The 21,065-nt window shown below is 74.0% G+C and carries 20 protein-coding genes and 1 riboswitch; of the genes, 10 read left to right on the top strand and 10 right to left on the bottom strand.

From position 1 onward, the window contains the following. Positions 1-78: 78 nt before the first annotated feature. From hisG to ACFVUH_RS23950, 6 genes are all read right to left on the bottom strand, one after another. Positions 79-927 (bottom strand): ATP phosphoribosyltransferase, encoded by an 849-nt coding sequence (gene hisG / locus ACFVUH_RS23975; RefSeq protein WP_355365595.1) that lies wholly within the window; start codon positions 925-927, stop codon positions 79-81. 85 nt (positions 928-1,012) lie between these two features. Next, complete coding sequence (locus ACFVUH_RS23970) at positions 1,013-1,285, bottom strand: phosphoribosyl-ATP diphosphatase (RefSeq protein ID WP_030306151.1); 273 nt, start codon at positions 1,283-1,285, stop codon at positions 1,013-1,015. Positions 1,286-1,391: 106 nt separating this feature from the next. Further along, on the bottom strand, positions 1,392-1,862 hold the full coding sequence (gene ribH / locus ACFVUH_RS23965) for a 6,7-dimethyl-8-ribityllumazine synthase (RefSeq protein ID WP_355365599.1): 471 nt from the start codon (positions 1,860-1,862) through the stop codon (positions 1,392-1,394). A 78-nt stretch (positions 1,863-1,940) separates the two neighbouring features. Continuing rightward, complete coding sequence (locus tag ACFVUH_RS23960) at positions 1,941-3,194, bottom strand: bifunctional 3,4-dihydroxy-2-butanone-4-phosphate synthase/GTP cyclohydrolase II (RefSeq protein ID WP_355365602.1); 1,254 nt, start codon at positions 3,192-3,194, stop codon at positions 1,941-1,943. Next, positions 3,191-3,841, bottom strand: a complete 651-nt coding sequence (locus tag ACFVUH_RS23955; RefSeq protein ID WP_387915277.1) for a nicotinamide riboside transporter PnuC — start codon at positions 3,839-3,841, stop codon at positions 3,191-3,193. Before ACFVUH_RS23955 ends, ACFVUH_RS23960 begins: the two co-directional genes overlap by 4 nt. After that, a complete protein-coding gene (locus ACFVUH_RS23950) occupies positions 3,838-4,581 on the bottom strand; it encodes a riboflavin synthase (protein WP_387915276.1) in 744 nt (247 codons plus the stop codon). The genes ACFVUH_RS23955 and ACFVUH_RS23950 overlap by 4 nt, the downstream gene beginning before the upstream one ends. Positions 4,582-4,793: 212 nt before the next feature. Then, a riboswitch (FMN riboswitch) is annotated at positions 4,794-4,921 on the bottom strand. Between the two features lie 182 nt (positions 4,922-5,103). On the opposite strand from ACFVUH_RS23950, the gene ACFVUH_RS23945 reads away from it, so the two are divergent. Both ACFVUH_RS23945 and ACFVUH_RS23940 read left to right on the top strand, forming a co-directional pair. Beyond that, positions 5,104-5,352, top strand: coding sequence for an SCO4226 family nickel-binding protein (locus tag ACFVUH_RS23945; protein ID WP_355365611.1), 249 nt, complete (start codon positions 5,104-5,106; stop codon positions 5,350-5,352). A gap of 23 nt (positions 5,353-5,375) precedes the next feature. Further along, positions 5,376-6,062, top strand: coding sequence for an MSMEG_1061 family FMN-dependent PPOX-type flavoprotein (locus ACFVUH_RS23940; RefSeq protein ID WP_387915275.1), 687 nt, complete (start codon positions 5,376-5,378; stop codon positions 6,060-6,062). A gap of 66 nt (positions 6,063-6,128) precedes the next feature. Here the strand turns inward: ACFVUH_RS23940 and ACFVUH_RS23935 are convergent, their stop codons facing one another. Beyond that, positions 6,129-6,323, bottom strand: a complete 195-nt coding sequence (locus ACFVUH_RS23935; RefSeq protein ID WP_355365617.1) for a DUF1508 domain-containing protein — start codon at positions 6,321-6,323, stop codon at positions 6,129-6,131. A gap of 160 nt (positions 6,324-6,483) precedes the next feature. Here ACFVUH_RS23935 and ACFVUH_RS23930 point away from each other — a divergent pair, with 160 nt between their 5' ends. Then, positions 6,484-6,900 (top strand): HIT family protein, encoded by a 417-nt coding sequence (locus tag ACFVUH_RS23930; RefSeq protein WP_387915274.1) that lies wholly within the window; start codon positions 6,484-6,486, stop codon positions 6,898-6,900. Between the two features lie 90 nt (positions 6,901-6,990). Here ACFVUH_RS23930 and ACFVUH_RS23925 read toward each other — a convergent pair whose 3' ends face one another. Continuing rightward, a complete protein-coding gene (locus tag ACFVUH_RS23925; RefSeq protein ID WP_387915273.1) occupies positions 6,991-7,764 on the bottom strand; it encodes a GntR family transcriptional regulator in 774 nt (257 codons plus the stop codon). A gap of 277 nt (positions 7,765-8,041) precedes the next feature. Here ACFVUH_RS23925 and ACFVUH_RS23920 point away from each other — a divergent pair, with 277 nt between their 5' ends. The 3 genes from ACFVUH_RS23920 to ACFVUH_RS23910 all read left to right on the top strand — a co-directional run bounded on the left by ACFVUH_RS23920 (position 8,042) and on the right by ACFVUH_RS23910 (position 13,998). Beyond that, a complete protein-coding gene (locus tag ACFVUH_RS23920; RefSeq protein WP_387915272.1) occupies positions 8,042-8,971 on the top strand; it encodes a glycoside hydrolase family 19 protein in 930 nt (309 codons plus the stop codon). A 125-nt stretch (positions 8,972-9,096) separates the two neighbouring features. Then, a complete protein-coding gene (locus ACFVUH_RS23915; protein ID WP_387915271.1) occupies positions 9,097-10,185 on the top strand; it encodes a serine hydrolase domain-containing protein in 1,089 nt (362 codons plus the stop codon). A gap of 123 nt (positions 10,186-10,308) precedes the next feature. Next, a complete protein-coding gene (locus ACFVUH_RS23910) occupies positions 10,309-13,998 on the top strand; it encodes a SpoIIE family protein phosphatase (protein WP_387915270.1) in 3,690 nt (1,229 codons plus the stop codon). An 8-nt stretch (positions 13,999-14,006) separates the two neighbouring features. Here the strand turns inward: ACFVUH_RS23910 and ACFVUH_RS23905 are convergent, their stop codons facing one another. Continuing rightward, positions 14,007-14,975, bottom strand: coding sequence for a pseudouridine synthase (locus tag ACFVUH_RS23905; RefSeq protein WP_355365634.1), 969 nt, complete (start codon positions 14,973-14,975; stop codon positions 14,007-14,009). A gap of 330 nt (positions 14,976-15,305) precedes the next feature. Between ACFVUH_RS23905 and ACFVUH_RS23900 the strand changes: the two genes are divergently transcribed. Next, a complete protein-coding gene (locus tag ACFVUH_RS23900) occupies positions 15,306-16,406 on the top strand; it encodes a PP2C family protein-serine/threonine phosphatase (protein WP_355365637.1) in 1,101 nt (366 codons plus the stop codon). 155 nt (positions 16,407-16,561) lie between these two features. Then, the gene (locus ACFVUH_RS23895) at positions 16,562-17,365 is read left to right on the top strand and encodes a DUF5995 family protein (RefSeq protein ID WP_387915269.1); all 804 of its coding nucleotides are present in this window, start codon (positions 16,562-16,564) and stop codon (positions 17,363-17,365) included. On the opposite strand, the gene ACFVUH_RS23890 is transcribed toward ACFVUH_RS23895, so the two are convergent. Beyond that, positions 17,326-18,765, bottom strand: a complete 1,440-nt coding sequence (locus ACFVUH_RS23890; RefSeq protein ID WP_355371424.1) for a GuaB1 family IMP dehydrogenase-related protein — start codon at positions 18,763-18,765, stop codon at positions 17,326-17,328. The two genes, ACFVUH_RS23895 and ACFVUH_RS23890, sit on opposite strands and share 40 nt — an antisense overlap. A gap of 298 nt (positions 18,766-19,063) precedes the next feature. On the opposite strand from ACFVUH_RS23890, the gene ACFVUH_RS23885 reads away from it, so the two are divergent. Both ACFVUH_RS23885 and ACFVUH_RS23880 read left to right on the top strand, forming a co-directional pair. Continuing rightward, complete coding sequence (locus ACFVUH_RS23885) at positions 19,064-20,569, top strand: SDR family NAD(P)-dependent oxidoreductase (RefSeq protein ID WP_355371427.1); 1,506 nt, start codon at positions 19,064-19,066, stop codon at positions 20,567-20,569. A 34-nt stretch (positions 20,570-20,603) separates the two neighbouring features. Further along, positions 20,604-21,056 carry an NUDIX domain-containing protein gene (locus tag ACFVUH_RS23880; RefSeq protein ID WP_355371430.1) on the top strand — a complete coding sequence of 151 codons (453 nt, stop codon included), beginning with the start codon at positions 20,604-20,606 and terminating at the stop codon, positions 21,054-21,056. Positions 21,057-21,065: the final 9 nt, after the last annotated feature.

The raw sequence follows: 21,065 nt of genomic DNA, 5'->3' as shown, positions 1-21,065 counted from the left end.
GAAAGGGTGGGGACGCCTGTCGGCGGCCCCACCCTATTCAACCGGTGCTTACCCCCGCGGCCGGGGGCCGGTGGGTGTTCAGAGGCGGCAGGCGTGGATGTTGGTCACCAGGATGGCCCGGGCGCCGATGCCCCACAGGTCGTCCATGATCTGCTGGGCCTCCTTGCGGAGCACCATCGAGCGCACCGCCACCCAGCCCTCGGTGTGCAGCGGGGAGACGGTCGGCGACTCCAGGCCGGGGGTCAGCGCGACGGCGGCGCCGACCTGCTCGGCGCGGATGTCGTAGTCCATCAGCACGTAGCGGCGGGCCACCAGCACGCCCTGCAGACGGCGCAGGAACTGGTCGACGGCCGGGTCCTCGCCGGCGCCCTTGGGTCGGATGACCACGGCGTCGGAGATCAGGATCGGCTCGCCGAAGACCTCCAGGCCGGCGTTGCGCAGGCTGGTGCCGGTCTCCACCACGTCGGCGATCACGTCGGCGACGCCCAGCTGCACCGCGGTCTCCACCGCGCCGTCCAGCTTGGTGACGGTGGCCTTCACCCCGTGGTCGGCGAGGTGCTGCTCGACCAGGCCGGTGTAGGAGGTGGCGATCCGCAGCCCCTCCAGGCCCTTGACGTCCTCGACGTCCACGCCGACCGGGCGGGCGAAGCGGAAGGTCGAGCCGGCGAAGCCGAGCGCGAGCACCTCCTCGGCGTTGGAGTGCGAGTCCAGCAGCAGGTCGCGGCCGGTGATGCCGACGTCGAGGCGGCCGGAGCCGACGTACACCGCGATGTCGCGCGGGCGCAGGAAGAAGAACTCGACCTGGTTGCCCGGGTCGACCAGGACCAGCTCCTTGGCGTCCTTGCGCTGCCGGTAGCCGGCCTCATGGAGCATCTCCGCCGCAGGACCCGAGAGCGAACCCTTGTTGGGGACGGCGATGCGCAGCATGGAGGTGAGTTCCTTACCTGTTCGGTGTGGGTGTAGGGGGGTTCCGGGCCGGGGCCCTGAGGCACCGGGGCCCGGAGGTGCTGGCCTAGAGGTACTTGTAGACGTCGTCGAGCGTCAGCCCGCGGGCGACCATCATCACCTGAAGGTGGTAGAGGAGCTGCGAGATCTCCTCGGCGGTCTGCTCGTCGGACTGGAACTCGGCGGCCATCCAGACCTCGGCGGCCTCCTCGACGACCTTCTTGCCGATCGCATGGACGCCCTGCTGGACGAGCTGCGCGGTACGGGAGGACGAGGGGTCGCCGGTGGCGGCCTTCTGCTGGAGCTCGGTGAAGAGCTCCTCGAATGTCTTCGAAGCCATGATGGGACTCACCTTACGGCGTGCGGAGGGACGGACGGTAAACGGTTCCGGACCGTGGACAGTCCGGTGGACGTCCACGGTCCGGAGCGCGGCCCGGCCGGCCGCCTCAGAGCGCGCGCAGGGCGGCGGCGGTGGCGACGGCCGCGGTGACCGCCTCGTGCCCCTTGTCCTCGGCGGAGCCCGGCAGGCCCGCGCGGTCGATCGCCTGCTCCTCGTTGTCGCAGGTCAGTACGCCGAAGCCGACCGGGACTCCGGTGTCCACGGCGACCTGGGTGAGGCCGACGGTGGCGGCCTGGCAGACGTAGTCGAAGTGCGGGGTGCCGCCGCGGATCACCACGCCGAGGGCGATCACGGCGTCGTAGCCGCGCTCGGCGAGGCGCTTGGCGGCGACCGGCAGCTCGAAGGTGCCGGGGACGCGCAGGACGGTCGGCTCGGCGACGCCCAGTTCCTTGAGGGCGCGGTGGGCGCCGTCGAGCAGGCCGTTCATCACCTGGTCGTGCCACTGGGCGGCGATCACGGCGACCTTGAGGCCGGCGGCGTTGTCGATGGTCAGCTCGGGGGCTCCGTGGCCGCTCATGTGCGGGTGCCTTTCGGTGGTTCGGGATCGGTGCTTCGGAATCGGTGGTTCGGGATCGGTGGCAGGCGGTGGTGGTGCTCAGCCGCCGAGGCCGGGCAGGTCGTGGCCCATCCGGTCGCGCTTGGTGCGCAGGTAGCGCGCGTTGTGCTCGCCCGCCGGGATCTCGACCGGCTCGCGGCCCTTGACCTTGAGCCCGTGCTCGGTGAGCGCGGTGAGCTTCTGCGGGTTGTTGGTCAGCAGGGTCAGCGAGCGCACACCGAGGTCGCAGAGCATCTGGGCGCCGATGCTGTAGTCGCGGGCGTCGGCGGGCAGGCCGAGGTCGAGGTTGGCGTCGACGGTGTCGCGGCCCTGCTCCTGGAGTTCGTAGGCGCGCAGCTTGTGCGCCAGGCCGATGCCCCGGCCCTCGTGGCCGCGCAGGTAGAGCACCACGCCGCGGCCGGTCTCGGCGACCCGGCGCAGCGAGGACTGCAGCTGGGGGCCGCAGTCGCAGCGCAGCGAGGCGAGCACGTCCCCGGTCAGGCACTCGGAGTGGACCCGGACCAGCACGTCCTCGCCGTCGGGCAGCCGGCCGTCCGCGTCCAGGCCGCCGGCGACCAGCGCGATGTGCTCGACGCCGTCGAGGGTGCCCCGGTAGCCGACGGCGGTGAACTCGCCGTAGGCGGTGGGCAGCGCGGTGACGGCGGCGCGCTCGACGTGCAGTTCGGTGCGGCGGCGGTAGGCGATGAGGTCCTCGATGGAGATGATCGCCAGGTTGTGCGCACGGGCGAAGGCGACCAGCTCGGGCAGCCGCGCCATGGTGCCGTCGTCGTTGACCACCTCGGCGATGGCGCCGGCCGGTGCCAGTCCGGCGAGCCGGGCCAGGTCGACGGCGGCCTCGGTGTGGCCGGGGCGGACCAGCACGCCGCCCTCGACGGCGCGCAGCGGGAAGACGTGCCCGGGGCGGGCGAGGTCCTCGGGCCCGGTGCCGGGCGAGGAGAGCAGCCGCACGGTGCGGGCCCGGTCGGCGGCCGAGATGCCGGTGTCGACCCCCTCGCGGGCGTCCACCGAGACGGTGTAGGCGGTGCCCTTGCGGTCCTCGTTGACCTGGGTCATCGGGGGGAGCTTGAGCCGGTCCAGTTCGGCGCCGGTCATCGGGGCGCAGATCACGCCGGAGCTGTAGCGGATGGTGAAGGCCATCAGTTCGGGGGTGGCGGCGGAGGCCGCGAAGACGATGTCGCCCTCGTTCTCGCGGTCCTCGTCGTCGACGACGATCACCGCGCGGCCGAGCGCGATGTCGGTGATGGCCCGCTCGACCGGGTCGAGGACGAGTTCGTCGGACTGGTTCTCGGTCATGCCGTTGCTCCCTGCGGGACGGTGGGGGACGTGGGACGCGGCGCGCGGGTGCGCAACCACCACGAGCGCAGCCCGAGCAGGACCAGGACGAAGTAGAGGGAGTAGGTGAGGCCGGAGAAGGTGTAGCCGGTGTTGAAGGCGAGCGGCACGCCGACCGCGTCGACCGCGATCCAGGCGAACCAGAACTCCACCCAGCCGCGGGCCTGGGCGACCATGGCGGCCAGGGTGCCGACGAAGATGTAGGCGTCCGCCCACGGGCTCCACGAGCCGAGCGCGGGGATCGTCAGGAAGGCCCAGGCCAGCAGGCCGGTGCCGGCCGCCGTGCCGGCGACCAGGGCGGCCCGTTCGGGCCAGGTCGCGAAGCGGACGGCGATCTCCCCGCCGCTCTGCCGGCCGTTGCGCCAGCGCGTCCAGCCCCAGGCGGCGGTGACGATGACGATCAGCTGCTTGCCGACCAGGCCCGGCACGTCGCCGGCCAGGTAGGCGGCGATCAGGACCGCTCCGGAGAGCAGCTGGACCGGCCAGCTCCAGACCGAGCGGCGCCAGCCGAGGGCGAGACCGGCCAGGCCGAACAGGTTGCCGATCATGTCCGACCACTTCACGGTCTGGCCGAGGACCGTGAAGGCGTCCGAGTTGAGCCAGTTCACCGCTCCTCCCCCGTGACCGTCGGGCCCGTCGGGTTCGTCGCGTCCGTCGCGTCCGTCGTGCTCGTCGTGTTCGTCGTGTTCGTCGTGCTCGTCGTGTTCGTCGGGGGCAGCGTGCGGGACTCCAGCAGCCGCTCCACGTACTTGGCGAGGACGTCGACCTCCAGGTTGACGCTCTCGCCGACGGCCCTGGTGCCGAGCGTGGTCAGCGCCAGGGTGGCCGGGATGAGGCTGACGGTGAAGCTGTCGCGGGCGGCCTCGACCACGGTGAGGCTGACGCCGTCGACGGTGATCGAGCCCTTCTCCACCAGGTAGCGGGCGATGGACTCCGGCAGCGAGAAGCGCAGCACCTCCCAGCGGAGGTTCCCGGCGGCGTCGCGCTCCCCCGGCTCACGGCTCAGCAGCCGCCCGGTGGCGTCGACATGACCCTGCACCAGGTGGCCGCCGAGCCGGGCGCCGAGCGCCATGGCGCGCTCCAGGTTGACCGTCGAGCCGGGCTTCAACTCGCCCAGGCTGGAACGGTGGAGGGTCTCGGCCATCACGTCGGCGCTGAACTCGCCGGTGCCGGCGGCCAGTTCGTCGGGGGTGTCGACCACGGTCAGGCAGACGCCGTTGACCGCGATGGAGTCTCCGTGGCGCGCGCCCTCACAGACCACCGGGCCGCGCAGGCGGATCCGCGAGGAATCGCCGATCTCCTCGATCGACACGACCTCGCCGAGCTCTTCGATGATGCCGGTGAACACCCGGGTTCTCCTCGCGCTTGGGGCGCGGACTCCGGGGTGCGGCATGGGAGATGACGCGGACGGGCGCGCTGCCGCACGGGTCGCCGGACGGCCACGGGACCCGTCGTCGGGCCGGGGCCGCACCGGACACCGGAGGAGGGAAACCCTCGACCGCCGCCGTGCGCCGTCCCCGCGGTCCACCGGGGGACCACAGGTGTCGCTCACTCGTCCGCCGCGCACGCCTCCCATCCGGACTTTAACCGTCGGTCCAGGAATTTCACCTGGTCAACCGGCCGCTGGCTGCGGACGGGTCGCGGACTGTAACCGCCGGTTCGGATTTTCACCGACCCCGGAGTGCGCTGAACGTCACTGCTACTTCTGCGGTCATTGTGCCACGGCCGGAGCGGGCTCAGGGAGAGGCTCCGGCTGTGGGCTGTTTCACGACCGCCGCGGGAATGCGCGCCGGTGCGCGGGGGCGCAGGCTGGTGGGAGGGGTGGATTTCGGGCCGGGCGCGGGCCCGGCCCCCAGGAGGTGCGAGCGTGATGGCCAAGTTCATGGACGTCCACCGAGGGATGGCCGGCATCACCGAGGAGCAGTTGCGGATGGCGCACCGGGCCGATCTGGAGATCCAGGGCACCGAGGGCGTGCAGTTCGAGCAGGCGTGGGCCGACCCGGAGGCGGGCGTCGTCTACTGCCTCTCCGAGGCGCCGTCGAAGGAGGCCGTGCAGCGGGTCCACGAGCGCGCCGGGCATCCGGCGGACGAGGTGCACCCCGTCGCGTTCACCGTCTGAGCCGAGCGCGCTACGTTTCCGGTATGACCAGCACACCGGAGATCACTCTTCCGTCAACTCCCGGCCCGTCCGGCCTGTTCGCCGCTCTCAGCGCGGAGGCCGTGCGCGACGCCGCGCGGTTGCGGGACGTCTACGAGCAGCCCGGCGACCACGCCCGCCGCAAGCAGGTGGACCGCATCCACGACGTCGCCCGGCAGTTGATCGCCTGCTCCTCGCTGGTGCTGGTGGCCAGCGCGGACGCCGCCGGGCGCTGCGACGTGTCGCCGCGCGGCGGGCCGCCCGGACTGGTCTCGGTGCTCGACGACTTCACCCTGGCGATCCCGGACGCGACCGGCAACAAGCGGCTGGACACCCTACACAACGTCGTCGAGACCGGCCGGGTCGGGCTGATCTTCGTCGTCCCGGGCCGGGACACCACGCTGCGGGTCAACGGGCGGGCCTGCGTCTCCACCGACCCGCGGCTGCTGGAGCAGCTGACGGCGGTCGGCAAGCCGCCGCGCAGCGCGATCGTGGTGGCGGTGGAGGAGGTCTTCGCGCACTGCCCGAAGGCCTTCCTGCGCGCCTCGGCGTGGAAGCCGGAGAACTGGCTCGCCGCGGACGCCCAGCCGAGTTCGGCCGAGGTCACCCTCTCCCACCTGGCGGACCCGGCGCTGACCATCGAGGCGATCGAGCGCAACGAGCGGGAGGCCCTGCTGTACCGCTACGAGTAGCGGGCGAGGGCGGACGCGGGGAGCGGGCGCCCGAGGTCCGGGCGCCCGCTCCCCGTGACCCGGCCCTCAGGCCGCGGCCTTGGACTTCACGTCCACCACGCTCGCGCCGTCCGCCGCCCGCTGGACGGCCTCGACGCCCTTGTGCGCGGCATCCTTGCTCGCGTAACCCTGGCCGGTCGCGACGATCTCGCCGTTGCCCGCCTTGAGCCGGAACCGGTACTTGCCTCCGGCGTCCTCGTACACCTCGAACTTGCCCGCCATCCGGGCCACCTCCTCGTCGACGGGACGCGCCGCGCGCCCCACCTGCACGGTGCGCCCCGGCCACCGGGGCCCGCACCCGCTCGGGGTCCGCTCGGGTGACCTCCCGGCGCCCTCGCGCCGAGCGGATGCCGGGACCTCGGGCGGCCGGTTGAATGGACGGATGGACTGCGTCTTCTGTGCGGTGGTGGCGGGCACCGAGCCCGCGCACCGGGTGCTGGACGACGAGGCGGCGGTGGCCTTCCTGGACCGCCGGCCGCTCTTCCCGGGCCATGTGCTGGTGGTGCCGCGCGCCCACCACCACACCCTGGCGGACCTGCCGGCGGCGCAGGTGGGCCCGTTCTTCCTGCGGGTGCAGCGGGTGGCGGCGGCGGTGGAACAGGGGCTGGGCGCGGCGGGCAGCTTCGTCGCGACGAACAACCGGATCAGCCAGTCGGTGCCGCACCTGCACGTGCACGTGGTGCCGCGCAATCCCAGGGACGGGCTGCGCGGCTTCTTCTGGCCGCGCCGGGCGTACCCGGACGAGGCCGGCGCGGCGCTGGTCGCCGGACGGCTGCGGGCCGCGCTCGCCCCGTCCTAGCGCGGGCTCTGGCGCGGTCGGCCGACCCGGACGATCGCCAGGCCGGCGCGGAAGGCGCCGGAGGGGCGGAACAGTCCGCTTCGAGGCAGGTCAGTCCGCTTCGAGACGGGTGGTGAAGCTGAACCGGTCGCCCCGGTAGAGCGAGCGCACCCGCTCCACCGGCCGGTCCTCGGCGTCCCGGGTCAGCCGGTGCAGCAGCAGCATCGGCAGCGCCGGCGGCGTGCCGATCAGCAGGGCCTCGCGCGGAGTGGCCAGCACGGTCTCGATCCGCTCGTCGGCGGCGCCGAAGCCGATGCCCGCCCGCTCGGCGAGGTAGGCGTACAGCGAGGAGGCGGGGTCGAACTCCACGTCCAGCGCCGGGACCCGACCGACCGCCAGATAGGCGCTCTCCAGGCCCACCCGCTCGCCGTCCGCGAGCAGGACGCGCTCCAGGTGCCAGACCGGCTCGCCCGGGGCGATCCGCAGCTGGCCCGCCAGCTGGGGGTCCGCGCCGAGCCGTTCCAGCCCGATCAGCGTCCGGCCGGGGACCCGGCCCTGGCGGCGCACGCCCTCGGTGTAACTGGCCAGCGAGAGCGGCTGCTCCAGCTTGGGGCCGGCCACCACCGTGCTGCGCCCGCGCCGCCGGATCCGGCCCTGGATCAGCAGGTCGCGCAGGGCCTGCCGGAGCGTCTCGCGGGCCACCTCGAAGCGGGCCGCGAGCTCGCGCTCGGTCGGCAGCACGCCGTCCTCGCCGAGTTCGCCGATCAGGGCCTCCAACTGGCCCTTGACGGCGTAGTACTTGGGCACCCTGCCGTGCTCCGGGATGCCCGAGCGGATCGGCGCGCCCGGGCCGGACCGGGCGGCGGGGTCGGAGGTCTCGTCCACCCCGCCATCCTTCCAGATGGACGGACCGGGCCATGACAGTACCGCCGCGCGGGCCCGGTCGCGGCCGTTCACACCTCCCCCACCGCGCGCGTTTTACCCGAAACCCCTTGACAGGTCTAGACCATTCCGCTTGAGTCTGGGTCAGCCCCGCACCGGCCCGCACCCCGGTCGGCCCGTCCCCCACGACGTGCCCCCACCACGCGGGGCCCCGGCTCCCCTGCCCCGACGTCCCTACCTCCACGACCGTGCGGCCCCACACCGCACAAGGGGTGATCAAGTGTCCACGAAACGCCTGCTCGCACTGCTCTCCGCCGTCGCCACGGCGCTGGCGGTGGTCCTGCTGCTGCCCGCGGCCAACGCCAGCGCCGCCGTCTGCGGCACGCCCTGGAACTCCTCGGCCGTCTACACCGGCGGCGCCGCCGTCTCCTACAACGGCCACAACTGGCTCGCCAAGTGGTGGACCCAGAACGAGCCGCCGAGCACCGGCGGCTCCGGCGTCTGGTCCGACCAGGGCGTCTGCGGCACCGGCCCGACGACGACCCCGACCCCGACCGTCACGCCGACCTCCACCGGCAACCCCAACCCCGGCGGATTCCCGGTCAGCCAGGCCCAGTTCGACCAGATGTTCCCGAACCGGAACCCCTTCTACACCTACCAGGGCCTGATCGACGCCCTCGCCGCCTACCCCGCCTTCGCGGCCACCGGCACCGACACCGTCCGCCGGCAGGAGGCCGCGGCCTTCCTGGCCAACGTCAACCACGAGACCGGCGCGCTGGTGTACGTGGTCGAGCAGAACACCGCCAACTACCCGCACTACTGCGACGCTTCGCAGTCGTACGGCTGCCCGGCCGGCCAGGCCGCGTACTACGGGCGCGGGCCGATCCAGCTGAGCTGGAACTACAACTACAAGGCCGCCGGCGACGCCCTCGGCATCGACCTGCTGCGCAACCCCAACCTGGTGCAGACCGACCCGGCCGTCGCCTGGAAGACCGCGCTCTGGTACTGGAACACCCAGAACGGGCCGGGCACCATGACCCCGCACAACGCGATCGTCAACGGCTACGGCTTCGGCGAGACCATCCGCAGCATCAACGGCTCGCTGGAGTGCAACGGCGGCAACCCCGCCCAGGTGCAGAGCCGGATCAACGCCTACCAGCGCTTCACCCAGCTGATCGGCACCGTGCCGGGCAACAACCTGAGCTGCTGAGCCGGGACGCGCCTCGCCCGGGACCCCGCCCGTCCTCCCGTACCTCCCGGGGACGAGCGGGGTCCCGGTGAAAATCGTCGCCCCGGTGGACGACGCGGCCCGGCGCCGCTCCTAGGCTCGGGGCCATGAACGATCTCGGCAGCCTCGTCCAGCAGACCGCCGACCGCCTCGCCGGCCAGCAGGTCGGCGTGGTGGTCGCCGGCCTCGCCCGCGGCACGGTGGAGATCCGCGGCGCCGGACGCACCGGCCCCGGACCCGCCGGCGGGCGGCCCGGTCCGGACACACTGTTCGAAATCGGCTCCGTCACCAAGGTGTTCACCTCCCTCGTACTCGCCCGGCTGACCCTGGCGGGCACCGTCGCGCTGGACGAGCCGCTCGCGGACCTGTTCGCCGACGCGCTCCCGGCCGGCGCGGCCTTCCCCGGCAAGGGCCCCGCGCCGATCACCCTGCACCACCTGGCGACCCACAGCTCCGGCCTGCCCCGGCTGCCCGCCGGGATGCTGCTGTCCTCCCTGCTCACCCCCAACAAGCCCGACCCCTACGCACACTGCACCCCCGAGTGGCTGCTCGACAGCCTCGGCCGGACCAAGGCGCGGACCGCGCCCGGGCGCGGCTTCCGCTACTCCAACCTCGGCGCCGGACTGCTCGGCCTCGCCCTCGCGCACCGGGCCGGCGTCGGCTACGGGGAACTGGTCCGGCGGGAGGTCTGCGAACCGCTCGGGCTCACCGACACCGTGCTCGCGCCCGACCCGGCGCAGACGGCCAGGCTCGCCCCCGGCCACACGGCGGGCGGGCGCCCGGTGCCGGGCTGGGACCTCGCCGGCCTCGCGGGGGCGGGCGCGCTCAAGTCCACCGCCGCCGACCTCGCCGTCCTCCTGCGGGCCCAGCTGGCGGCCGGCGGCGAGGGCACCGACGGCCGGGACGGCACCGACGGCGGCTCGCCGCTCGCCCCGGCGATCGCGCTGACCCGCGAGGTGCGGCACCGGGTCAACCCCTTCGCCTGGACGCACCTCGGCTGGCTGGGCCACCGCCTGCACGCCCGGCAGGGCGGCCACCTGCAGATCTGGCACAACGGCGGCACCGGCGGCTACCGCTCCTTCACGGCCTTCGACCCGGAGCGGCAGGTCGGGGTGATCGTGCTGGCCAACACCCGCCGCTCGGTCGACACCCCCGGCGTCCAGTTGCTGCGCACCCTGCAGACCACCCAGGCGTAGCCCGCCGACCACCTGGGGGTGACCGGCCGCGGCCGTGCGCCGAGCGGGGGTGGCGGGGCCCGTGGGAAGATGGCAGGGCTGGTGGCGACGATCTCCGGGCGGTTCCGGCCATGGTGACCGAGCATGGTGAACAGACGGCATGAGCGGCGCGAGGCCGCCGGGCCCGGACGTCCCGACGGCCCGGAGGCCCTGCTGATGGTGCCGATCGCCACCGCCCTGATCGAGGCCGACGGCCGGATCCTGCACTGGAGCGGCGACGCCGAGGCCCTGCTCGGCTACTCCGCCGAGGAGGCGATCGGCGCGCGGGCCGCGCAGCTGCTGGTCGCCGACGAGCGGCGGCCGGAGGTGCTGGGGCTGTTCCAGGAGATCCTGGAAGGCCGCGTCTGGTCCGGTGTCTTCCCGGTCCGGCACCGCGACGGGCACCACGTCAACCTGGAGTTCCGCACCCATCCGATCGCCGGGCCGGGTGGCCGCCCGCTGGTACTGGCGGTGGCCTCGGACGTGACCACGCTGCGCCGGATCCAGTCCGACCTGGCCGTACTGGACGGCTTCTTCACCCAGGCCCCGGTCGGCATGAGCGTGTACGACACCGGCCTCGCCTTCGTCCGGCTCAACGAGGCGCTGGCGAGGATCAACGGGCTGTCGGTGGAGCAGCACCTCGGCCGCCGGCTGACCGAGCTGCTGCCCGGCATCAACGGCGCGGAGAGCGAGGAGGTGATGCGCCGGGTGCTGGAGACCGGCGAACCGGTGGTGGACGCCCGTTCGTACGGCCGCACCCCGGGCGACCCGATGCACGACCACGCCTGGTCGGCCTCCTACTTCCGGCTGGAGGACAAGGGCGGACGCGTCCTCGGGGTGAGCTCGACGGTCGTCGACGTCACCGAGCGCTTCCAGGCCGAGACCAGGGCCGCCCGGGCGCAGCGGCGGCTCACCCTGCTGGTCGAGGCCACCGCCTCGATCGGCACCACGCTGGACCTGCGGCAGACCGCCCGGGAGCTGGCCGACGCGATGGTGCCCGAGGTGGCCGACATCAGCGGCGTCTTCGCCCTGGAGGCGCTGGCCGCCGGCCGGGACGTCGAGCCGCTGGACCCCACCGCCCCGCTGCAGGTGCGCCGGCTGGCGCTGGCCACCGCCGACCCGCTCTACCCGGCGGAGGCGCTGCCGGTGGACGCGGTCTACGAGGTGGCGCCGGACTCCCCGTACGCGCGGGCGCTGGTCTCCGGGCGGACGGTGGTCGTGCCGTCCTGGGAGTTGCCGCCGCTGAGCGAGGCGATCACCGAGAGCGGCCGGCAGGCGTACCTCGGCGACCGGCCGCGCTCGGTGCGGATCACCCCGCTGGTGGCGCGCGGCACCACGCTCGGCATGATCGTCTTCTCCCGGCGCGGCGCGCGGGAGTCCTTCGCCGAGGCGGACATCACGCTCGGTGACGAACTGGCCTCCCGGGCCGCGGTGGCCATCGACAACGCCCGGCTGTACCTGCGCCAGCACCAGACGGTGCTCGACCGGCAGCAGGCGCTGCGCGAGGCGAAGGCCGCGCAGGAGCGCCTGGCGGTGGTGAACACGGCCTCCGCCCGGATCGGCACCACGCTCGACCTCGCCCAGACCGCCCAGGAGCTGGCCGAGGTGGCGACGCCCCGGCTGGCCGACACGGTGGTCGTCGAGGTGCTGGACGACCTGGTGCGCGGCGAGCCCGAGGCCCGGACGTCCGAGGACGGTTCTGCGCTGCTGCGGCGGATGGCCTTCCACGCGGCGCCGCACTCGACCCTGCGCCCGATCGACCGGACCGGCGGGGTGCACCGCTTCGTCGCCACCACCCCCTACGCCTGGGCGCTCGCGCACCGCGCCCCGGTGCTGGTGCCGCGGATGGACGAGGCCGGGCTGGCCTGGTTCCGGGACGACCCGGTGCGCGCGGCGGCGGTGCACGAGCAGAACGTCCGCTCGTTGATGGTGGTGCCGCTGATCGCGCGCGGCTCGCCGGTCGGCCTGGCCGCCTTCTACCGGACCGTGGTGGACCGCCCCTACGAGGAGGACGACCTGACGCTGGCCGGGGAGCTGGCGGTGCGGGCGGCCGTGTCGATCGACAACGCGCTGCTGTTCACCCGGGAACGGGACGCGGCCGCCGCCCGGCAGCAGGCGCTCGACGAGGCGCGGTCCGCGCAGCAGCGGCTGTCGCTGCTCAACGAGGCGTCGGGAAGGATCGGCACCACCCTCGACCTGTACCGCACCGCCCGGGAGCTGGTCGACGTGGTGATCCCGCGCTTCGCCGACTTCGTCACCGTCGACCTGCGCGAGGCGGTGCTCGACGGCGAGGACCCGGCGCCCGTGCCGGCCGACGGCTCGGTGCTGATGCGGGCGGTGGCGGTCGGCGAGCTGGACGAGCACGGTGCCATGGCGGACGCCGCCGACGCGATCGGGGAGACCTCGCAGTCGGCGCAGATGTACGCGCAGAGCCTGCGTACCGGCCGGTCGATCCTGGTCCCGGAGGTGGACGCGGCGGCGCTGCGCGGGATCGTGGCCTCGCCGGACCGGGTGCAGCCGAGCCTGGAGGCCGGGGTGCACTCGTACCTGATGGTGCCGCTGCTGGCGCGCGGACTGGTGCTCGGCGGCGCGGAGTTCGTCCGCAGCCGCAATCCGCTGCCGTTCGGCCCGGCGGACCGCGCGCTGGCCGAGGAGCTGGTCGCCCGCACCGCGCTGGCCATCGACAACGGCCGGCTCTACCGGCGCGAGCGGGAGACCGCGCTCACCCTGCAGCGCAGCCTGCTGCCGCAGGAGATCCACCGCACACTGGGGCTCGATCTCGCCTACCGGTACCTGCCGAGCAGTGTGGTCAGCGAGGTCGGCGGCGACTGGTTCGACGTGGTGCCGCTCTCCGCCGGCCGGGTCGCGCTGGTGGTCGGCGACGTGATGGGCCACGGCATCCGGGCCGCCGCGACGATGGGCCAACTGCGCACCGTGGCAAGGACGCTGATCACCCTGGAGATCGCCCCCGACCGGGTGCTGCAGCGCCTGGACGAGGCCACCACGGCGCTCGGCGAGGGCCAGTTCGCCACCTGCATCTGCGTGGTGTACGACCCCGTCGGCCGGCACTGCACCGCCGCCTGCGCGGGCCACCTGCCCCCGGTGGTGTCCGACACCGAGGGCAACGCCCACCTGGTCGAGCTGCCACCCGGCGCGCCGCTCGGGGTCGGCGGAGTCCCGTTCGAGAGCGTCGAGTTCACCCTCCCCGAGGAGGGCATCCTGACCGTCTACACCGACGGCCTGGTCGAGCGGCGCGGCCGTGACCTCGACGAGGGGCTGCGGCTGCTCTGCCGCACCGTCGCCGACCGCCGCCCCTCGCTGGAGCAGACCTGCGACGCGGTGCTCACCGAACTCACCGGCCGCACCAGCGAGGACGACATCGCCGTCATCATGGCGCAGGCCCGGCCGGCCGGTTCGGACCGGATCGCCACCCTGGCGCTCGGCGGCGACCACGCGATGGTCGCCCACTCGCGCCGCTTCACCCGGGAGACGCTCACCGACTGGGGGCTGTCCGCGCTCGCCGACTGCGCCGAGCTGCTCACCAGCGAACTGATCACCAACGCCCTGGTGCACGCCGGATCGCCCACCCAGCTACGGCTGTTCTGCAACCGCACGCTCACCGTCGAGGTGGCCGACCGGGACATCACCACCCCGCGGATCGGGCGCGCCCACGAGGAGGACGAGGGCGGACGCGGCATCCACCTGGTGAACGAGCTCGCCCACCGCTGGGGCAGCCGGCGCACACCGGAGGGGAAGGTGGTCTGGTTCGAGCTGGAGCTGCCGCCGGGGCGGTAGCCGGCGGGTTACGCGTCCCCGCTGATCGGCAGGTGTTGCTCCCACGGGCCATCCGCCCAGGCCGCCAGCGTCCGGCGGCTCTCGAAGCGGCGCGGACGGCCGGTCAGCGGGTCGGTGAACTCCATCACCGCGGAGAGCAGTTGTAGCGGACGGCGGAAGTCGTCCGGGGCCGGCTCCGGCAGCACCACCGGGTACACCGGGTCGCCCAGGATCGGCAGGCCCAGCCCGCTCATGTGCAGCCGGAGCTGGTGGGTGCGGCCCGTCGACGGCCGCAGCAGGTAGCGGCCCAGCCCGTCGCGCTGCTCCAGCAGCTCGATCCGGCTCTCGCTGTTCGGCGCCTCGTCGAGTTCGCGCGCGGCGATCTCCCCGCGCTCCTTCACGATGTGGCTGCGCACCGTGCGCGGCAGTTCCACCGCCGGGTCGTACGCCGCCACCGCCCGGTACTCCTTGCGGACCAGCCGGTCGCGGAACAGCGTCTGGTAGGCGCCCCGGTCCTGCGGCCGGACCACGAACATCGCCAGCCCCGCCGTCAGCCGGTCCAGCCGGTGCGCCGGGCTCAGCGCGGGCAGCTCCAGCGCGTGCCGCAGCCGGGAGAGCGCCGTCTCCACGACGTGCCGTCCGCGCGGGGTGGTGGCCAGGAAGTGCGGCTTGTCGACGACCACCAGGTGCTCGTCCCGGTGCAGCACCTCCAGCTCGAACGGGACCGGTACCTCCGGCGGCAGCTCCCGGTAGAACCACAGGTGCGTCCCCGGCCGGAACGGCTCCGCCGCGTGGACGGCCCGCCCGTCCTCCCCGACCACCCCGCCGGCCCGCAGCAGCGCGTCCACCCGCTCGGCCGCCACCGCCGGCAGCCGCTCCGCCAGGTACGCCCCCACCGTCGCCCACGGCCCGCCCGTCACGGGCAGCCGCAGATGCACCGGATCCACCCCGAACCGCTGGGGAAGCGGCGAGGCCGGCGCCGTACTCCTACGTCTCATCTCGCCCGCCACCCTACGTCCTCCGCACACCGCCCTGTCGGCGGCGTCCGGCAGACTGCGGGCCATGGCACCCGTGGATCATGACGTCCCCGCCCTGTCCGCCCGCATCACGGCCTGGCTCGCCGCGCACACGGCGTAGGGGTCCACCTTCGGACCCCCGTCGTCCGCCCGGAGGACGGGTCGGGCGGCTCCCCTCGCGGACCGCGAACCGGACTGGGAACCGGCCGGGGCCCGACCGTCCCGGCGGGTGCCGGGATGCCGGTGGGGTGGGGGGCGGTGGAGAGTGGACGAAGGGGTTCCGGAGCGGGCGAACGGGCAGGAGGCGAGGGCGTGGCCGTGGGCGCCGGCGGGTCCGAGGACGGCGAGATGCCGCTGCCGCCGCTGCCCCGGCGGACCAGACGGCTGCTGCTCGGCGCCTTCCTGCTGCTCGTCGGGGCCGTGCTGGCGGACCTGCTCACCGGGCCGGGCACCACCCTCTCCCCCGTCCTCGCGGTGGCCCCCGTCCTGGTCGGCGCCACCACCCGGCGGGCCCGGGTGCCGCTCGCCACCGGGGTCGCCGCCATCCTCGTGGCCGGGCTGCTGGAGGAGGAGAACAGCCACCTGCCCGACACCGTCCACCTCGCCTCGCTGATCACCATCACCGCCGCGACGCTCGCCAGCGCCGCCAACGTCGTGCTGATCGCCTCCCGCGAACGCGAGCTGTTCCACGTCCGGACCGTCGCCGAGGCCGCCCAGCGGGCCCTGCTGCGCCCGCCGCCCGAGCGGGTCGGCCCGCTGCGGATCGCCGTCCGGTACGTCGCGGCCGCCGCCGAGGCGCGGATCGGCGGCGACCTGTACGAGGTGGCGGACACCCCGTACGGGATCCGGGTCCTGCTCGGGGACGTCCAGGGCCACGGCCTGCCCGCCGTCGAGACGGCGGCGGACGTGCTCGGCGCCTTCCGCACCGCGGCCCGCACCGAGCCGGACCTCGCCCGGCTCGCCGAACGGCTCGACGCCGTGGTGAGCGACCGCCCGACCGACGGGCGGTTCGTGACCGCGCTGCTGCTCGCCGTGGACCGGGACGGCGCGGCCCGGCTGGTGAACTGCGGCCACCCGCACCCCCTGCTGCGCCGAGCCGGCCGTATCACCGAACTCGCCCCGGCCCGGCACGCCCCGCCGCTCGGCCTGCTCGGCCTGGCCGGCGACGGCGGCTACCACGCCGACCCCGTCCACCCGCACCCCGGCGACCTGCTGCTGCTGTACACCGACGGGGTCTCCGAGGCCCGCAACGCGGTGGACGTCTTCTACCCCCTCCCGGCCCGCCTCCCCGGCCTGCCCGCCGCCACCCCGGACGACCTGCTGGACGCCCTGCTCGCCGACGTCGCCTCCTGGGTCTCCCCCGCCGGCCTCGCCGACGACGCCGCCGTCCTGGCGATCCGCTGGGAGCCCTGAGCGGCGGCACCCGCCCTGAGCGGCGGCACCCGCCCTGGGCGCGCCGGCAGCCCGACCCCGACGGGCCGGTCCGACCGCCCGGGATCCACCGACCCGGCGTGCCACGATGATGCGATCAGTGCACGATCGACGCCGGAGGGTGACGCATGGTCAGGGTGTCCACGAGGACCACGGCGGCGGCGCACGGGATCGACGCGGTGGTCCGCCGGTTGCGGGCGATCGGGGCCGGGCTGCCGCCCTCCGACGGGGTGGCGGTGTTCAACCGGATGTACCTCACCGTCACGCGGACCGTGCGCTCCCGGCTGGGTTGCTTCGCCGACCCGTCCGCGATGGCCGTACTCGACACGGTGTTCGCCGGGCGCTACCTGCTGGCCGTGGACGCGGTCGCGGCGCGACGGCGGCCACCGGCCTGCTGGCGGCCGCTGTTCGAGCTGCGCGCGCACCCGGGCGTGCACCCGGTGCAGTTCGCGCTGGCCGGGATGACCGCCCACATCCAGCACGACCTGCCGCTCGCCGTCGTCGCCACCTGCCGGCGGCTCGACCGGGAGCCGGAGCACCTCGCGGAGGACTACCACCGGATCAACGACCTGCTGGCGGAGGTGGAGACGACCGTGCGGGAGCAGCTGATGCCGGGCCCGGACGTCCTGGAGCGGTTCGAACCGCTGACCCACCGCTTCGGGGCGTGGTCGGTCGACACCGCCCGGGAGGCCGCCTGGGGGTCGGTGCAGGTGCTCTGGGAGCTGCGCGAGCGCCCCGCGGCGGCCGCGGCGTTCGGCACGGCGCTGGACGGCGCGGTCGGCCTGCTCGGCCGCGCCCTGCTGCTCCCGCTCGGCCTGGGGCCCGACGCACCGGCGGCCGGCCCGTTCCCCCCGACAGGGAACGGACCGGCCGCCGGGCCCGCAGGACGGGCCCCAGGGGCTCAGGCCCAGCTGGAGTGCAGCGGCTTGCCCTCGGCGTAGCCGGCCGCGCTCTGGATGCCGACCACGGCCTTGTCGTGGAACTCCTCCAGGGTGGCCGCGCCCGCGTAGGTGCAGGAGCTGCGCACGCCCGCGATGATCGAGTCGATCAGGTCCTCGACGCCCGGGCGGGCCGGGTCCAGGAACATCCGCGAGTGCGAGATGCCCTCCTCGAAGAGCGCCTTGCGGGCCCGGTCGTACGAGGAGTCCTGGGCGGTGCGGTTGCCCACGGCCCGCTTGGAGGCCATGCCGAAGGACTCCTTGTACTGCCGGCCGTCGGCGGTGGTCTGCAGGTCGCCGGGCGACTCGTAGGTACCGGCGAACCAGGAGCCGATCATCACATTGGACGCACCGGCTGCCAGCGCCATGGCGACGTCGCGCGGGTGGCGCACGCCGCCGTCGGCCCAGACGTGCCTGCCGAGCCGGCGGGCCTCGGCGGCGCACTCCAGAACGGCCGAGAACTGCGGTCGGCCGACGCCGGTCATCATCCGGGTGGTGCACATCGCGCCCGGGCCGACGCCGACCTTCAGGATGTCGGCGCCCGCCTCGACGAGGTCCCGCACGCCGGCCGCCGAGACGACGTTGCCCGCGACGACCGGAACCTGCGGGTCCAGGCCGCGCACGGCCCGCAGCGCGGTGATCATCGACTCCTGGTGACCGTGCGCGGTGTCCACGACGAGCGTGTCGGCACCGGCCTCCAGCAGGGCCTTGGCCTTGCCGGCGACGTCGCCGTTGATGCCGACGGTGGCGGCGACCCGCAGCCGGCCGGCGGCGTCCACGGCCGGGGTGTAGAGGGTGGCGCGCAGCGCGTTCTTGCGGGTCAGGATGCCGACCAGGCGGCCCTCGCGGTCCACCACGGGGGCGAGCTTGCGGTGCCCCTCGCTCAGCCTGTCGAAGGCGTCCCGCGGGTCGATGTCCTCGTCGAGCAGCAGCAGCTCGCGGGACATCACCTCGGAGAGCGAGGTGAAGCGGTCGACGCCCTGGCAGTCGGAGTCGGCGACGACGCCGACCGGACGGCCGTCCTCGACCACGACCAGCGCGCCGTGGGCGCGCTTGGGCAGCAGCGAGAGCGCCTCGGCGACGGTGGCGCCCGGGTCGAGGGTGATGGCCGTGTCGTGCACCAGGTGGCGCCGCTTGACCCAGCCGACGACCTCGGCGATGACCTCGGTCGGGATGTCCTGGGGAATGGCGACCAGGCCGCCGCGGCGGGCCACGGTCTCGGCCATCCGGCGGCCGGCGATGGCGGTCATGTTGGCGACGACCAGCGGGATGGTGGTGCCGGTGCCGTCGTTGGAGGAGAGGTCGACACCCTGGCGGGAGCCCACGGCGGATCGACTGGGGACCATGAAGACGTCGTCGTACGTGAGGTCGTACGAGGGCATGAGGTCGTTCAGGAAGCGCATGAAGGGGGCTCTCTGGCTGGGAGAAGATACATCTCGGGTGCGGGTGCGGCACGGCCGCAGGGCGCACTCGGGCGCCCCTGCACCCGACGTTCGATTCTGCGGGAGCCCTGTACCAAAAGCCAGTTCGAGCACGATTGCTGGCACTGCACACAAGCCATGATCGAAGCTCCGCGCGTAGACCTGGAGGATCCTCCAAACACTCGGCTTTTCGCCCCGCCCCGGGCCACTCCCGTAGCATTCACGCGGTGAACGCGGCGACCGCCGTGGTCGGTGAGGCGAGCGGGAAACGGCAGAGGGCATGACGGCGGCGGGCGTGGACATCGAGCAGGACAACGGCACCGGGACCGCCGAGGAGATCGACTACGGCCCCGGCCTCGACCCGGAGCGGCTGCGGCTCTGCCTGGAGGTGCTCGCCGAGCTGGACGAGCTGCACGTCGACCACCCGGACGCGATCACCGTCCGGCAGGCCGTCGGCGGCATATTCCGCACCCTGAAGCAGCGCCGCCGCCAGGAGACCCGGGCCCGCAAGACGGCCAACGACCGCGAGGTCACCGCGCGCACCGCGACCGGCGCGCCGACCCGGATCGACGACGAGACGGCCGGCGCGTTCGGCCTGACCACCGTCACCACCACCGAGATCGCCGGGATCCTGGAGCGCCCCCGCTCCTGCTACATCTGCAAGCAGCGCTACGTCGAGGTCGACGCCTTCTACCACAACCTCTGCCAGAACTGCGCGGTCAAGAACCGGACCCGCCGGGACGCCCGCGCCGACCTCACCGGCAAGCGCGCGCTGCTGACCGGCGGCCGGGCCAAGATCGGGATGTACATCGCGCTCATGCTGCTGCGCGACGGCGCCCACACCACCATCACCACCCGCTTCCCCAACGACGCGATCCGCCGCTTCACCGCGATGCCGGACAGCGCCGAGTGGCTGCACCGGCTGAAGATCGTCGGCATCGACCTGCGCGACCCGGCCCAGGTGATGGCGCTGGCCGACGAGGTCGCCGCAGACGGCCCGCTGGACATCCTGATCAACAACGCCGCGCAGACCGTGCGCCGCCCGCCGGAGTCCTACCGCGAGCTGGTCGCCGCCGAGTCCGCGCCGCTGCCGGCCGGCGAGCTGCCGCAGTCCACCACCATCGGCCGGTTCAACAGCGGCAGCGTCGACCTGCCCGCCCTGCCGCAGCAGTCCTCCGGCGGCGAGCGGATCTCCGCCGAGGACGTCACCTCGCTCGCCCTGGTCACCGGGTCGGCGACGCCCGAGCGGATCCAGGCCGGCACGGCGATCGACGCCGGCGGCCTGGTGCCCGACCTCGCGGACACCAACAGCTGGGTGCAGACGGTCAGTGAGGTCGGCCCGGTGGAGCTGCTGGAGGTCCAGCTGTGCAACTCCACCGCGCCGTTCATCCTGATCAGCCGGCTCCGCCCGGCGATGGCCGCCTCGGCGTCCCGCCGCAAGTACGTGGTCAACGTCTCCGCGATGGAGGGCGTGTTCCAGCGGGGCTACAAGGGCGCCGGCCACCCGCACACCAACATGGCCAAGGCCGCGCTGAACATGCTCACCCGCACCAGCGCGCAGGAGATGTTCCAGGCCGACGGCATCCTGATGACCGCCGTCGACACCGGCTGGATCACCGACGAGCGCCCGCACCCGGACAAGATGCGACTGGCCGACGAGGGCTTCCACGCCCCGCTCGACCTGGTCGACGGCGCGGCCCGGGTCTACGACCCGATCGTCCGCGGCGAGCAGGGCGAGGACCTCTACGGCTGCTTCCTGAAGGACTTCGAGCGCGCCGCCTGGTAGCCACAGCCCGTCCCCACGTCACGGAGGAACCGCCATGACCACCGCACCGCTGCTCGGCGCCGGCGTGATCGTGCCCACCGGGGACGGCCGGGTGCTGATCGGCCGCCGCACCACCGCGGGCGAGCCTCCGACCTGGAGCCTGCCCGGCGGCAAGGTCGACCCCGGTGAGTCCTTCGAGCGGACGGCCGCGCGCGAACTGGCCGAGGAGACCGGGATCGTGCTGCCCGCCGAGGGGATGCGGGTGCTCGCGGTGCTGCTCGACCACGAGCTGGGCCGCCCCCGGCTGACCGCCGCGGTGCTCGCCCCGCCGAGCCTGGCGCCCGCCGTGGTCACCGAGCCGCACGCGTGCGGCGGCTGGGAGCGGCTGCCGCTGGACGCGCTGCCGGAGCCGATGTTCTACCCGTCCGGGCTGGTGCTCGGCAGCTGGCGCCGGGAGCTGGGCGGCTCGCCGCGGCCCGGGACGCACGCGTACCCCGTCCACGGGTGAGACCCGCCC

It is taken from the genome of Kitasatospora sp. NPDC058032 (assembly GCF_042885845.1).
Taxonomy (GTDB): domain Bacteria; phylum Actinomycetota; class Actinomycetes; order Streptomycetales; family Streptomycetaceae; genus Kitasatospora.
This window is presented reverse-complemented; position numbering and strand designations above follow the sequence as displayed.

Excerpts from the sequence above, each read along its gene's own strand:
- ACFVUH_RS23960 (WP_355365602.1), bottom strand. The coding sequence starts at position 3,194 with ATGACCGAGAACCAGTCCGACGAACTCGTCCTCGACCCGGTCGAGCGG.
- ACFVUH_RS23890 (WP_355371424.1), bottom strand. The coding sequence starts at position 18,765 with ATGCGCTTCCTGAACGACCTCATGCCCTCGTACGACCTCACGTACGAC.
- ACFVUH_RS23930 (WP_387915274.1), top strand. The coding sequence starts at position 6,484 with ATGGACTGCGTCTTCTGTGCGGTGGTGGCGGGCACCGAGCCCGCGCAC.
- ribH (WP_355365599.1), bottom strand. The coding sequence starts at position 1,862 with ATGAGCGGCCACGGAGCCCCCGAGCTGACCATCGACAACGCCGCCGGC.
- ACFVUH_RS23935 (WP_355365617.1), bottom strand. The coding sequence starts at position 6,323 with ATGGCGGGCAAGTTCGAGGTGTACGAGGACGCCGGAGGCAAGTACCGG.
- ACFVUH_RS23940 (WP_387915275.1), top strand. The coding sequence starts at position 5,376 with ATGACCAGCACACCGGAGATCACTCTTCCGTCAACTCCCGGCCCGTCC.
- ACFVUH_RS23915 (WP_387915271.1), top strand. The coding sequence starts at position 9,097 with ATGAACGATCTCGGCAGCCTCGTCCAGCAGACCGCCGACCGCCTCGCC.
- ACFVUH_RS23885 (WP_355371427.1), top strand. The coding sequence starts at position 19,064 with ATGACGGCGGCGGGCGTGGACATCGAGCAGGACAACGGCACCGGGACC.
- ACFVUH_RS23880 (WP_355371430.1), top strand. The coding sequence starts at position 20,604 with ATGACCACCGCACCGCTGCTCGGCGCCGGCGTGATCGTGCCCACCGGG.
- ACFVUH_RS23905 (WP_355365634.1), bottom strand. The coding sequence starts at position 14,975 with ATGAGACGTAGGAGTACGGCGCCGGCCTCGCCGCTTCCCCAGCGGTTC.
- ACFVUH_RS23945 (WP_355365611.1), top strand. The coding sequence starts at position 5,104 with ATGGCCAAGTTCATGGACGTCCACCGAGGGATGGCCGGCATCACCGAG.
- ACFVUH_RS23970 (WP_030306151.1), bottom strand. The coding sequence starts at position 1,285 with ATGGCTTCGAAGACATTCGAGGAGCTCTTCACCGAGCTCCAGCAGAAG.
- hisG (WP_355365595.1), bottom strand. The coding sequence starts at position 927 with ATGCTGCGCATCGCCGTCCCCAACAAGGGTTCGCTCTCGGGTCCTGCG.
- ACFVUH_RS23910 (WP_387915270.1), top strand. The coding sequence starts at position 10,309 with ATGGTGAACAGACGGCATGAGCGGCGCGAGGCCGCCGGGCCCGGACGT.